The following is a 13,643-nucleotide window of genomic DNA, read 5'->3' on the forward strand; positions in this document are numbered from 1 at the left end:
CCCCCGAATTTAACCCCATCAGAATACCATTTAAAACCATGCCTTTGCCACCCAGGCAGTGGACACCCCGGATGGCGTACGCTGCAAGATACTCCAACTGGCTTTGCAACGCTGGATATGACCGAGTAATACGGTTTGACTATCACAGTGATAACGTACTGGTAAACCATCAAAAAAATCGCCCTCATCCACAGCCTGGCATTTTTCTCCCGTTGTTAGCTCAAGAGCCCAGGGAAAAGTCTCTGCCATATTCAATTCCATATGCTGGCTATTATCCACTGCAGCAGGCAGATCGATTTGCACACTATCCCCTATCCATGGCGATTGAGGGCATAAAGCCTGTGTATACGAACCAAATTGTTTAACAAAACAGGGATCATAGGTTTTATCCCCCACGACACAACGCCAGGCATCTTCTCTTTTGATGCGTGCTGATTGTTGCCAACATTGGCCTTTGACTTCTTCTTTAACTACCAACGGCACTTGCTGATTGACCTCACCAAAAGGACGATAAAATTTTAATTCTGTATCTTGGGCAACGAGGTAAAATGGCCATGAAAATAGTAAAAACAGTACAACTCCTCGCAACATAGGTTCCCCCATTGTTTTCATTTAGTGTATTATCGAGTTTTTATTGTTGCTTACCTTGCTCTTTAGTATAGCGGGATGCAACCAGGTTTGTTGAAATTGCGCTCGCTTGCAAGTGCCTGAGGCGCGGACATTACAATAGCAGCTGTCTACAGTAAACAAATCTAATGACTATTTTATGTTTTCGGAGTACATCATGACAGAGGTATATGCAATAAAACAATGCCTGGCTGGGGAAGTCAGTGTTGATGAAACACTCACTGTCCGCGGCTGGGTAAAAACACGACGTGACTCAAAAGCAGGTTTATCGTTTATCAATTTGCATGATGGCTCTTGCTTTGCCGGAATTCAAGTTGTTGTCAGCGACACGATTGCAAACTACCAACATGAAATTCTGAAACTGACTGCTGGCTGTTCGATCATTGTCACTGGCAAATTAGTTGTGTCGCAAGGTAAAGGCCAGTCTTTTGAAATCCAGGCCGAACAGGTTGAAGTCGTTGGTTGGGTAGAAAATCCTGACAGCTACCCGATTCAGGCCAAACGGCATACGCTTGAATTTTTACGTGAAGTCGCGCACTTGCGCCCACGCACTAACACCATCAGCGCTGTAACCCGTATTCGCGACTGTTTAGCCCAGGCAATCCATCAGTTCTTCCGCCAACGCGGCTATTTTTGGATCCACACGCCTATTATTACCACCAGTGATTGTGAAGGCGCTGGCGAAATGTTTCGCGTCAGTACGTTAGATTTACTTAACTTGCCTAAAACAGCGCAAGGCCAGGTTGATTTTACGAAAGATTTTTTTGGCCACGAAGCTTTTTTAACGGTTTCTGGACAGTTAAACGTTGAAGCTTACTGTTTGGCGATGTCAAAGGTTTATACCTTTGGCCCTACTTTCCGTGCAGAAAATTCAAACACCAGCCGCCATTTAGCCGAATTCTGGATGATAGAGCCTGAAATAGCGTTCGCTACCCTGCATGATATTTGCGGACTCAGCCAGGAGATGCTGCGTTATTTGTGTAAAACAGTCCTTGATGAACGCCAGGATGACATGGATTTCTTTAATCAATTCGTAGCACCCGGTTGTATTGAGCGTCTGGAACATATTGTTCAATCTGATTTCGAAATCATGACTTATACCGATGCAATAGTTGCCTTGGAAAAAGCAGATCGCAACTTTGAATACCCGGTTAGCTGGGGGCTTGATCTGCAATCAGAGCATGAGCGTTATCTTGCCGAAGAACTTTGTAAGAAGCCGGTCATCCTTACTAATTACCCACAAGAAATTAAGGGTTTTTATATGCGTCTGAATGACGATGAACGTACAGTCGCAGCAATGGATGTGTTAGCGCCTGGCATCGGAGAAATTATTGGTGGAAGCCAGCGTGAAGAACGATTGGATATTCTTGATAAGCGCATGGAAGAATGTAATCTCAATAAAGAGCACTATCAATGGTATCGGGATCTTCGCCGCTATGGCACAGTGCCCCATGCGGGGTTTGGCTTGGGCTTTGAGCGCCTGGTGAGCTATGTGACTGGTGTTGGTAACGTTCGTGACGTTATTCCCTTCCCACGCACACCAGGGCATGCCGATTACTAACGTTATCTTCTATTGACGATCGCAGCCGGTGCATCTGCCGCCGGCTCCTGGTCGTCAGGAGCCGGACGATTGACTCTCCCGAACAAACCGCCCTGAACGGGCCACTGTGCTGCAGTCACAGGCGTATTATTTCGCTGGTCTTGCCCTTTAACGCGTCCTAGTACCTTGTTGACCACTTTTGAATTTGGAACATTTCCTGTTGACATTACAACTATCTCCACAACATTGAATACAAACTCAATTGAAAACGCTTTGCGCCGTTATCGATGAGTAAAGTTAAGCAAGAAAACCATCTTGAATAGTCATGATTTTATCCATCTTGCCCGCCAATTGTATGTCATGTGTTACTATAATCAAAGCTGTATTTAATTTCTCATTTAACTGCAGCATTAGATCAAAAACCTGGGTAGCAGTCGCATGATCCAAATTGCCTGTAGGCTCGTCTGCCAAGACACATTGTGGCTGATGTACCAACGCTCTGGCAATTGCGACGCGTTGCCGTTCACCACCAGACAATTGCGACGGTTTATGACTGAGTCGTTTGGCAAGCCCTACCTGCTTCAGGATTATTTCTGCCTCTTCCTGGGCACCAGCAATTGCTTTGCCCGCCAATAATAAAGGCATCGCCACATTTTCCAAGGCAGTAAACTCAGGTAATAAATGGTGAAATTGATAAACAAAACCCAAACGATGATTGCGCACTTTACAACGCTGTTTCTCAGAGAGTGTTTGCCAATCAACATCCTGCATGAGGACTTGGCCGGCAGTCGGTTTATCCAGACCACCCAATAAATGCAATAACGTACTTTTACCAGAACCCGAGGGTCCTACAATCGCAACTCTGTCACCATGATTAATAGTAAAATTGATTCCCTTCAATACGTCGACTGAGGCAGTACCATCATGATAGGTTTTACGCAGATTTTGGCAATCGAAAATTATTTTACTCATAATGCAAGGCCTCCGCTATAACCGTTTTTGAGGCACGCCAGGCTGGATAAATCGTCGCAACAAAGCTCATTAACATCGCCATAGCACATATTTGCCACAAATCACTGAACATAATTTTTGAAGGGAGATAATCCACAAAATAGATATTTGAAGACAGGATTTGTGTATTGAAGAAGGATTGCAGGGCATTAACAATAGTCGTTGCATTCGATGCCAACAGAAGCCCCCCCAGAAGCCCTAACAAGGTCCCTACAAATCCCACCATCATGCCTTGGACAATAAATACCCACAGGATGGTGGAAGGAGTCGCTCCAATAGTCCTGAGTATCGCAATTTCTGATTGCTTATCATTAACGACCATGACCAGAGAAGAGACAAGGTTAAAAGCAGCTACGGCAATAATTAATAATAAAATGAGAAACATCATGGTTTTTTCCAGTTTCACCGCCTGGAAAAAAGCACCAAACTCTCGGGTCCAATTACCGATCTGATATTCCTCACCGAGTTTCTCAGCTAATTGATCAGACATGGCTGGTGCTTTGTAAATATTATCTATTTTCATCTTCAGCCCAGTGACATCATTCCCCAGTTGCAACAATTTCTGGGCATCCTGCAGGTTAATGAAAGCCAGTTTCGTATCAAAATTAAACCCGGTTCCAGCAGAAAAAACCCCGACCACGGTGAAACGTTTGAAACGTGGAATCATGCCCGCAGGCGTCACGGTTGCCTGGGGAATCATAATAGTGACTTTGTCTCCAAGCATAACACCCAGATTATCAGCCAGGCCACGCCCAAGAATAACGCCAAAATTTTTAAGGTTAGCCACATTACCAGCCAGTAATTTATCCTGAAGATGGGTGACTGCCTCTTCCTGATCGGGAAGAACACCGGTTAATACGATAGGTAAAACTTGTCCCTCGTGCGTAAGCAGGCCCTGACCGCCGACATAGGGTGCAATCGCCTTAACACCTGGAAATGTTTTAAGCTCTTTCTCAAGACTGGGCCAATCACTGATTTTACCATTGGAGCCGCTAACCGTAATTTCCGGGGCCATACTAAAAAAGCGCTTGTGGATTTCTTCATCAAACCCGTTCATCACTGATAAAACGGTAATAAGCACCATAACGCCAATAGCAATTCCAAGCATGGAGCTGAGAGAAATGAAGGAAACAAAATGATTCCGTTTTTTAGCCCGCGTATAGCGTAGCCCAATGAAAAGTGGTAGTGGCTTAAACATACTTGGTTTAATTTTGATAAAAACCTATTGTAGTGAAATTTAGGCCGTGTTGATATAGTGTGAATGGCCTAATAAGTGATTCTTCATTGTTATTGACTATCCATCATCAGGCAATACACAAGGTTATCCACAGATTTTGTGGATAGTCTATCGCAACTGCGAACGAGTTAACTTTAGTGATCTTGCTTTAGATTCTTATAACTGCGCTATCGATGCCTACTCTACTGATCGCTTTTTAAATTGCCGAACCACTTGCTGTGTTTCGTTATCAATAATTTCGCCGTGATTCCCTCCGTTCGGGCCATTAGCGACAGCCAAAAGCCATACATATAATTGCTCAATATCATCACCAGATTTATGGGCAATTTCTTCGGCTCCACAATACATTTTTGCCGTATAATGTTCACTCATGTTTCATCCTAAAATAAGGGAGCTAATTTAAATTACTATTCCTTCTTCATTTCTTGCTGTAACAAGTGGCTTCAATAAGCTCAATATTCAAACCCTTATGCCCAGCATAGCAGCCCATTCAAACTGATGCGTCCTATAGTCCTCCTTAACCGCTCGAGTCATGTTTGTTACACAGCCTAAATCGCATTTAAAAAAAAGAAATCTCTTCCACTTTTATTATAGTCATCGCTGATGCTTGCAAAGGAGAATAATGAATAATTTTTTATCATTTCGTGCGTGGCCTACTAATTCAGGTTTCTTATGACCAGAATGGTCCTGGTGGCACATCAAGTCCATGGGGATTCGAACAACCGTATCGACGAAACAAGTCTTCTCCCTGCCAGGTTTTCGAGAAAGTCTATTGTATTTCCTGACAAGCTACGTTAATAATTGGGGCTGTTTCCATTTCTAATGTTGGTGTTGCGATGCGCGGACCAAGCCATAAGCAGGCAACCCGGCGAAATGTAACCAACCCTTAGGGTTTTGCTGACGTTGCGCTGGCTGTTCGGCCTGGCGAGTAGACCGGTCTACAGACCCTAGTTGATTTGACAAAAAAAGCAGGAAAGCGATTGTTGAACACAAAGACAAGAATGAGAATTTTTTATCCACTTCCTTCACTTAAAATTACCAGCGGTACGTTGGAAGCCATGAAGTGGCTGGCCATGCTGGCCATGACTATTGATCACATCAATCGAATCTTTTGGAACACCAGCAGTTATACCGCATTGAGCATAGGCCGATTAGCCATGCCCTTATTTGCTTTTATTTTTGCTTACAATCTGGCGCGCCCTGAAGCGCTGGCCCACGGCACTTACGGCCGTGCTTTCAAACGCTTAATCCTGTTTGGTTTGCTGGCCACTCCCGCCTATATGGCAATGCGATATTTGCAGCATATCTATCCCTTTAATATTATGTTTAGCTTTTTTATCGCCGCACTCTGTATGTTTCTTTATGAAAAAGGAGGGGTGGATAATATCATTCTGGCGGTGTTCTTATTTTTCATTGGCGGTGTTTTTGTAGAATATAACTGGCAGGGAATTGCTTTCTGCCTTTCTTGCTGGTTCTATTGCAAAAAACCCTCTCTGACCGCTTTAATTGCCTCGGTATTTTTTTGCGTGTTTATTGCCCGTTTTAATGGTAATAACTGGGCCTTAGCCTCCTTCCCGATAATTCTTCTTGCGACCAAACTCGATCTGACCTTCCCCCGTATCCCCTATTTCTTCTATGCTTATTACCCCCTTCATTTAACGGTCTTGGTCTTGTTAAGCAAATATCTCGGTTATCGTTAAGGAATTTCGCAGGAACATGGCCATCGCCTCGTTGAAATTTGATTGTAATTCATAAAGTTAGCGGATAAGAACGTCCTTTCTAATCAGCCAATTTACCTTGCCCCGATTCGTTTCGTCAGTTCTGTATCAGTAAAAATAGTCTTCATTTTGATAAAAATTTTGCTCTTCTTTATCATTTTTTTCACTAACACTCTAAATCTGTGTCTATAGTTAACATAAGAGCCGGCAATGTGCGGATTTCTTAGAGGTGCGATAGGCGAAAATACCTATCCACCAACCAAGATCAATCCAACATTCCAAGAGGCCTTAAAACTTCTTATAAAACGGATTTTATGGAGTGATTATGCCTGTACATGAAAGACGCCAGCACTTCCGCATTGAGGACCAGGTTTATTTCGATTACAAGATAATAACCAGCGGAGAAGTGTGTTCTGATAAATCAATCACCGAGGAGTTATTGGGGCAAAACGGCAAACGCTACCTGGAAACCACCCAATACTTCCAAAGTCTGGATTATGAGTTGGCCGAGCTCACTCAATCGCTTGCATTGCAGGAACCAGCACTGGCCCATTATTTAAATTTAATCAACGCCAAAATTGATTACCTTGCCCGTCATCTTTTAATTGGCGATAAAATTCACCTGCGTAAAGTCAATATTAGTTTAGGTGGCATGTCGTTTAAAACCAAAGATCGGGTTAAAGAAAAAACGCACATGAAAGTCGTCATTTACACGAAACCCAAGATGATTCCTGTTGTGCTGGATGCAGTCGTTGTTTACAGTCAATACCATAGTGAAACTCAATACCGGACAGCGGTACAATTCGAAGATTTGAATGCGGAGCAAGAACAATTGCTTTCGCAGCATATTATGCTGGCGCAAGCTAAATGCCGTGCTGATTAATCATTAGCATTGCCGATAGAATAGCATTGTCGCATAATCGACTTCTTACCAATTTTGAGTCAAGGCCCTTATGACAAGACATGTTTTTTGTGCAAAATTAAACCAGGAAGCCGAAGGATTAGAGAAAGCGCCGTTTCCTGGCCCCTTGGGTGAGCGAATTTTTAATCATATTTCAAAGCAGGCATGGAAAATGTGGCTGTCTCACCAAACAATGCTTATTAATGAATACCGTTTGAGTTTAATTGATCCGAAAGCACGTGAATTCCTTCATGATGAAATGCAAAAATATTTTTTTGGTGAGGGATCAGCCATACCATCCGGTTTCGTGCCCAAAGAAGAAGGTTAAGCACCATGTTTCATGAGTTGTTGCATATTGGCAAAGAAGTCCGTGATGGACTAAATAATCAACAACCCATTGTGGTGTTGGAATCCACCATTATTTCGCACGGTATGCCCTATCCAGATAATTTAGCGACTGCCGCTGCGGTGGAACAACTCATTCGCGATAATGGTGCCATACCCGCTACCATCGCCCTTTATCAAGGAAAAATTCATATTGGAATTGATCAAAAACTCATGGAGCATTTGGCGAATTGCGACGAAGTCGTCAAAGCATCACGGCGAGATCTGGCCTTTGTCTTAAGTCGTAAAAAAACAGCCAGCACGACAGTAGCCGCCACGATGTTTTGTGCCAATTTAGCCGGTTTGCCGCTGTTCGCCACAGGTGGCATTGGCGGCGTCCATCAGCATGCTAATGAAAGCTTTGATGTTTCCGCCGATTTAATTGAATTATCCAGCACGCCAGTCACTGTCATTTGTTCAGGCGCAAAATCGATTCTCGATTTACCCAAAACACTGGAAATGTTAGAGACGCATGGTGTTGCGGTAGTTGGTTACAAGACTGATGAATTTCCGGCATTTTATAGCCACTCAAGCGGTATACCGCTTGTCCACCGTCTCGATAGCCCTGAAGACATTGCCAATTTAATGCATTACCAGCGCAAACTCGCCATCAATAACGGCATCGTGATTGCCAATCCTATCCCCAAACAAGCAGAAATACCCGTCGATAAAATCATTCCAATCATCAAGCAGGCACAAAAAGAGGCTAAACAGGTCACTGGGAAGGCGATTACGCCTTTCTTGCTAGAACGCATTACTGATTTAACAGCCGGTCAAAGTTTAAAAGCGAACATTGAGTTGATTAAAGACAACGCCCTCTTGGGAGCCCAGATTGCGGTTGCTTATCAAAAGCAATTGCGTCAACACGCGAAATAAACCCATGACCTCTGGTGAGCCGCTTTGATGGAGCCTATCTGACATGCTTGTCTCCCCTGAACAACACAAGAGATAAAAATAGAGCAAAATTAGCTCGTTCCGATTGCCTGTTATTCAACCATTTTGCCAGGGATTATTTTTTACAAAAAAAATAATTAACTCCCCTTGACTCGGAAACGTTCTCGGAGTTTAATAGCAACCTCTCGCGGCCAGATAGCTCAGTCGGTAGAGCAGAGGACTGAAAATCCTCGTGTCGGCAGTTCGATTCTGCCTCTGGCCACCATGAGAATGACTAAGTTACGATAAATTTCCCGAATTTCAAAATTTCGGGTCTTCCCCAAATCCGGGGGCACTTTACTCATCCACAAAGCACTCTTAATCTATAATTTTCAAAATTTCTAAAACCATAAGCCCTTCGTTGAATCAATTTCATTTTTCGATGAAACCCTTCAGTTATTCCATTGTTCTTCGTAAAACGAAGCATTCTAACGACTTCCTCCCTCCATTTAAATAATGTATTTCCTAAAGTTCTAAGCGATTGAAAAGCACTTTGTCTTAGCTCTTTAACCATTTCCAAGAATTGCGGTAATAAGCGTTTGCATTCTTTGGCTGTGCAATGCTTCCGAGTTAATAGTTCATGCAACTGTTGTTTAAAATCATAAATGGCAGCAATCGCGGGTTGTTGTTCCAGATAACGGTCGCGCTTGCTTAGGCGTAATGATGTTAGATTCTCTGGCTTTGTCTTCAATGCCATTAGCGTGCCTCTTTGATACCTCATGGTCGGATCAATCTGATGAAAGGTTTGCATGCTCAGTTGGTTAATTAATCGGATGACATGAAGGCGATCAGCTACAATCTTGGCATTAGGAAAGTACCGCTTCACTAGCGCACGGTAACTACTGCTTAAATCAATACAGATAACTCGCACTCTCTCTTTACCTTCCAATGCTTTAAAGTAACCCTCCAAATCACGCCCTGAACGACCCTTAACAATATCAAATACTTTATGTTTACCTAAATCACACAACGTGGTGATATAGCCTTGCTTCTTTGTAAATGAATGTTCATCGATACCTAAGACCCTAGGGCATAAAGGGGAGGTAATTCGCTTCTCTTGTCGTTCATATCCATAATGATACCAGCGTTCTATCGTTGATTTGCCTGTATGAAAATGACGGCTTAAATCCTTTTGACTAACGCCCTCTGTGTGATGATGAAACACCTCTTTACGCAAGCTTTCTGTCGCTCGCTGGTATTTACCTATTCCAGGAAAACGCTGATTAAAATAGCGCTTACACCCATAGCATTGAAACTTATGTGACTTGATAATTAAATAACTATAACGCAATCCTATCGATTCATGACGTATCTTGCGTTCAAAGCTATCCTTCTTTCTTAAACGCTTTTCATTGCAGTAAATACATCGTACTACTCGGTTATAACTCACTTGTATATAAACAGGATTGTTTCCCGTCACCTTGACTATTGAGTAGCCAGGTAAATTTAGGATAATATCTTTTCTTGGCACTTTAACCCTCTTTTGATCGCGCAATCAAAGAGTTAGATTACTTTAATCCGATTAAAGTGCCCCTACATTTGGGGGAGAGCCAAATAATTTACCAGGATCGTCGTATTTGAGTACGATATCTTACGACAAAGTACGCCATTTGCAGAAAAAACATCGGAATAATTTATAATAAAATCAAATAGTTAAAATTTTAATAAATGACTCATAATCCGTTATTCCTCTGGAACTATGGGGTCAGGGCTTGAATTTTGATCGGTGAATACGAAATTCAAACCCTGACCCATTGCTTTTTTAGAAAAATAGCAGCGCTTGTTAATTTAGAGATAGATTATTAACAACAGTCTGTTCGAAATCATCTACTTTTTTAACACTATCAGTTCTCGTAAACATACTCAATCTATTCGTTAATCCTAGCGTTATGACTGATAAAACATCAATTACAAATTTTGCAATCGCCCCTGTCCATTCTCGGTGATCTTTTAAGGAGGAGTTTCTTGCCTTACTGCAGAGATGTTGGCATTCAGATTTCAGGGCTTGTTTATCACCTGTTTTTAAATATCTTCTACCTGCTGCCTCCAAACCAGAACAAAATTGAGAGGCTATTGGATGGGCTTTAGCATAATTGGCGTTTTCATTCGCATTAGCGCTCATTTCTTTCGTTTTTGCCTTAAATCCAGTTACATGCTCATCAAATTTAGATGAGTGTAGGAAAGCCTCACGGCTTTGTAATTTATGTTGCAATGTTAAAACTTGCTGTTTGCTTAAAATTACCTGATGATAACCTCCAGCCTGAGCAGTAGCTGCATGAGCAATCTTGGCAAAATCAGCTGCTTGCTTCCCATCTTTAAAAGAAAACTCTTTGTAGGATGAACCTTTGCTATCTTTGCAATCGAAAACCATTACATTGTTATAACCAACCTTTTTTATAGCTTCTGCTAAATGAATATTGCGTTGCTTGTCTTGATGTTGAGATTTCTCAAACAAAGATTGCATTCCCGCATTCGGTTGAGCCGCAACAACGTTTGGTTGACTCAGATTAGATTTTATAGCTGGTTGTAAAAGATTATTGAGCTGAGATTTATTTAAAACAACTTTATGATAGTCTCCTTCTTGATAAGTAGCTACATGAGGAAATTTCTTTGCAAAAAGAGCTGCTTGACTCCCATCCTTGAAAGAAAACGCTTTGTGGGAATCCTTAACATCAAAAACCCATGCATCAAGGTAACCCAACTTATTTGCAGCATTTGCCCATTTGATATTCTCAGCTTTATCTTTTGCCGCGCTTGACTGCAAGGTATGAGCTTCTTTAAAACTTGCCCACTTATTTACTTGCTGAGCACCTTGTTTCTGATGAGGTTTCGGTTCTTCAATACCATACTGTTTGAAAATTGCTTTCCTATTAGTAAACAATTGCTTTTCAACATAACCCAGCTGAGGACCATTGTGGCCTCTGGCATTTCCCTGTTCGTCGATAATGACATAACGAGGCTCACCTTTGTCATTTGCTCCATGTATTTTATAACCGTTGCCATGCTTTTCAACGCCAGTAACGAAATAATCAGTATCAGAGCTTTGGTGTATAAATTTTGATCCTTCGCTTTTCTCTTCAACTGGACTTGACGAAGTTGGTTTAACATGAGCAACAACCGGTTGATCGTGAACAGCATTTTGTTTATGTTGAGCCTCTAACTGTTTTGCTAAAATTGCATCCTTAGCAACTACGTGCTTTTTATAATTTTCCTCTGCCTGTTTATCATTAAAAATGGCACATACAAGATTTAGCTTTGAGTCTGGATAATCACGAACGAACCTTTCGAAAGCATTCATTGTCAATCGAGCACTTTTATCAGAGCTATTTTCGAGAAGAGGATGACTCATACCAGCCATAGGAACTATCATGTAATCTAAATCTTTGTTATGAACAAAAGCTTCATAGTACATGTTTTCTACACCGTCCTCGTTTTCTTTACCGACTAAATAAGGAACAGTAAGCATTTCAATTTTATCGATATTATGAGTAGCTCTCATGTCATAAGAGTCACAACTGATAGCATACCCTCTGCCTTCACTCTTACCATAGTTGTCTTTACCATACTGAGGGGTTTCCATGACTCCAGGAACGCCGTAGCGGTTATATACTTCCGTCTGCAATCCAGCACCGGCTGCATTAATTATTGCTTTGGCAACAGCAAAACCACAACCAGTCAGTAAGTCACCATTATTTGATGTGGCAACGGCTCCCTTTTTTCCTGCCGCTATTCTTATATCCGTTACACCACCAGAATGAATTTGCACGCGCTTAGAAACAACACCATCACCTACAGATTCCAAAGAGGAAGTTTCCTGTTTAGGTGCATAAAACTGCTGTTGACGCCCGTAAAGTCTTGAATGAGGGAGTTTTGCGCCACTAGGTGGGGTTGCACCATTCATATTAAAAAGCCAATTTTCAATGTCTTGAATTTCAAATTTCATTATTGCACCATAAAGATTAAAATTTAAGCTTATTGTTAATTTTGCTCTCTTTCGGTGAAGAAAATATGAGATGGTCTACGTATTTTTTGCACTTAAAGTGCTTGTGAGGAGGCGATCAACAATCAAATTAGCAGAGTACAATGGGTCAGGGCCTGACCCCATAGGCCTTTTAAAGCGACTGAATAGTCGTCTTCAAAAACAACCCAAAATGAGATCGAAAATCCGAAGTAATACTGATTTTTCTATGAACTATTAACCGCTGTAGGTCAGGTTTTCATTCGATTATTTGACTAAGAAGGAAAGAGGAAAAAGCAAAAGTCGCTGTGGAAATTTTGCGTATCTGAGTACGACACTGTTATACATCGTAGGACATTTGCAGTGGTTTCCTGCGATAAAATTTATAAAAAATCAATCAACTATAATTGAAGTGGGTGACTGAAAATCCTCGTGTCGGTAGTTCAATTTTTCCTCTGGCCACCATGAGAATGACTAAGTTGCGATAAATTTCCCGAATTTCAGCTTTATAGCAATTATCTCCCGCATTACCCAATCTCGACCTTAACTATCGGTAATTGACACTCCTCTGACCAAGATAGTGTCCGAATAACCTTTTTCCATCCCCTTGCTATTCTTGGTAACAGCTTTTTCATGGGACGAAACACCGGTTTTGCAAATTGGATCGACAGGAGACATTCCCAACATAGAAAAGAAAGTTAGCGTTCGATTGTTTTCTGCGACCTTAACAGTATTACTACCAACTTTCCTTTCGACGTAATGGAACTTCAGTGGGTAATAACTTCGTGCAACATACGCCTCTAAGGCTGCGTCTCTAATTGTTCTACCTTTATAGGGTCCGTTATTAAAACTATTTTTTACTCCACTTTGTCCAAAAAAATACATGCCGTTGGTTGCTATAGGCACCCTTAATCCTGAAGGCATATTTTGGTTTATCTCAGGTAGAAATCGGCTCCTTGATAAAAAAATAGAACCATCTTTTTTTAATTTTTCTCGCTCTTTAGATGTAAACGGATAGGTATATTCAGAAGGATTTTGATTGATAACTAATTTGGGCAAGTTTCTTCGTAGTGGCATATTAGATTACCTTTATTACAGTTCGCGTTTTTAATAGACTCAAACGGAGTAATTATTTTACGCAGTGGCTTTAAAATAATCAATAGGCAGGCCGCAGTATATAAATCCTGAAGATTTATTGGGTGTGTTGAAGTAACAAAGAGAATTTTGAGAGAGTCTTATCGAGCAAGCGTAGCCTGGTTGCAAGCAACTGAATCTTCTACATAAGTCTGTATAGAAAAACTTCATAATAGAATTAAAATCCCCTTTAAAGTAAG

The 13,643-nt window shown here is 41.6% G+C and carries 12 protein-coding genes and 1 tRNA gene; 6 read left to right on the forward strand and 7 right to left on the reverse strand.

The window, feature by feature from the left end; translation table 11 throughout:
* Positions 1 to 30: 30 nt before the first annotated feature.
* Positions 31 to 591 (reverse strand): hypothetical protein, encoded by a 561-nt coding sequence (locus ACN4Z1_RS12335; protein ID WP_115222660.1) that lies wholly within the window; start codon positions 589 to 591, stop codon positions 31 to 33.
* Positions 592 to 784: 193 nt separating this feature from the next.
* On the opposite strand from ACN4Z1_RS12335, the gene asnS reads away from it, so the two are divergent.
* Entirely contained in the window at positions 785 to 2,188 is a 1,404-nt protein-coding gene (gene asnS / locus ACN4Z1_RS12340) for an asparagine--tRNA ligase (protein WP_228364457.1), read from the forward strand.
* A 276-nt stretch (positions 2,189 to 2,464) separates the two neighbouring features.
* Here asnS and lolD read toward each other — a convergent pair whose 3' ends face one another.
* The 3 genes from lolD to ACN4Z1_RS12355 all read right to left on the reverse strand — a co-directional run bounded on the left by lolD (position 2,465) and on the right by ACN4Z1_RS12355 (position 4,787).
* Complete coding sequence (gene lolD / locus ACN4Z1_RS12345; protein ID WP_115220792.1) at positions 2,465 to 3,139, reverse strand: lipoprotein-releasing ABC transporter ATP-binding protein LolD; 675 nt, start codon at positions 3,137 to 3,139, stop codon at positions 2,465 to 2,467.
* A complete protein-coding gene (locus tag ACN4Z1_RS12350; protein ID WP_228364458.1) occupies positions 3,132 to 4,376 on the reverse strand; it encodes a lipoprotein-releasing ABC transporter permease subunit in 1,245 nt (414 codons plus the stop codon). Before ACN4Z1_RS12350 ends, lolD begins: the two co-directional genes overlap by 8 nt.
* Positions 4,377 to 4,592: 216 nt before the next feature.
* Complete coding sequence (locus tag ACN4Z1_RS12355) at positions 4,593 to 4,787, reverse strand: hypothetical protein (RefSeq protein WP_115220790.1); 195 nt, start codon at positions 4,785 to 4,787, stop codon at positions 4,593 to 4,595.
* 629 nt (positions 4,788 to 5,416) lie between these two features.
* On the opposite strand from ACN4Z1_RS12355, the gene ACN4Z1_RS12360 reads away from it, so the two are divergent.
* The 5 genes from ACN4Z1_RS12360 to ACN4Z1_RS12380 all read left to right on the forward strand — a co-directional run bounded on the left by ACN4Z1_RS12360 (position 5,417) and on the right by ACN4Z1_RS12380 (position 8,577).
* The gene (locus ACN4Z1_RS12360; RefSeq protein WP_228364459.1) at positions 5,417 to 6,115 is read left to right on the forward strand and encodes a TraX family protein; all 699 of its coding nucleotides are present in this window, start codon (positions 5,417 to 5,419) and stop codon (positions 6,113 to 6,115) included.
* A 343-nt stretch (positions 6,116 to 6,458) separates the two neighbouring features.
* The gene (locus ACN4Z1_RS12365) at positions 6,459 to 7,016 is read left to right on the forward strand and encodes a PilZ domain-containing protein (protein WP_115220788.1); all 558 of its coding nucleotides are present in this window, start codon (positions 6,459 to 6,461) and stop codon (positions 7,014 to 7,016) included.
* A 70-nt stretch (positions 7,017 to 7,086) separates the two neighbouring features.
* Complete coding sequence (locus ACN4Z1_RS12370) at positions 7,087 to 7,362, forward strand: oxidative damage protection protein (protein ID WP_228364460.1); 276 nt, start codon at positions 7,087 to 7,089, stop codon at positions 7,360 to 7,362.
* Positions 7,363 to 7,367: 5 nt separating this feature from the next.
* Positions 7,368 to 8,294, forward strand: a complete 927-nt coding sequence (locus ACN4Z1_RS12375) for a pseudouridine-5'-phosphate glycosidase (RefSeq protein ID WP_228364461.1) — start codon at positions 7,368 to 7,370, stop codon at positions 8,292 to 8,294.
* A 207-nt stretch (positions 8,295 to 8,501) separates the two neighbouring features.
* Positions 8,502 to 8,577: transfer RNA gene (locus tag ACN4Z1_RS12380), tRNA-Phe, on the forward strand.
* Positions 8,578 to 8,652: 75 nt separating this feature from the next.
* On the opposite strand, the gene ACN4Z1_RS12385 is transcribed toward ACN4Z1_RS12380, so the two are convergent.
* The 3 genes from ACN4Z1_RS12385 to ACN4Z1_RS12395 all read right to left on the reverse strand — a co-directional run bounded on the left by ACN4Z1_RS12385 (position 8,653) and on the right by ACN4Z1_RS12395 (position 13,386).
* Positions 8,653 to 9,822: an ISL3 family transposase gene (locus tag ACN4Z1_RS12385; protein WP_228364462.1), complete on the reverse strand. Its 1,170-nt coding sequence runs from the start codon at positions 9,820 to 9,822 to the stop codon at positions 8,653 to 8,655.
* Positions 9,823 to 10,134: 312 nt separating this feature from the next.
* On the reverse strand, positions 10,135 to 12,294 hold the full coding sequence (locus ACN4Z1_RS12390; protein WP_228364463.1) for a hypothetical protein: 2,160 nt from the start codon (positions 12,292 to 12,294) through the stop codon (positions 10,135 to 10,137).
* Positions 12,295 to 12,852: 558 nt separating this feature from the next.
* A complete protein-coding gene (locus ACN4Z1_RS12395; RefSeq protein ID WP_228364464.1) occupies positions 12,853 to 13,386 on the reverse strand; it encodes a hypothetical protein in 534 nt (177 codons plus the stop codon).
* Positions 13,387 to 13,643: the final 257 nt, after the last annotated feature.

Source organism: Legionella sp. ST3F1, from assembly GCF_048553315.1.
Lineage (GTDB): Bacteria > Pseudomonadota > Gammaproteobacteria > Legionellales > Legionellaceae > Tatlockia > Tatlockia donaldsonii.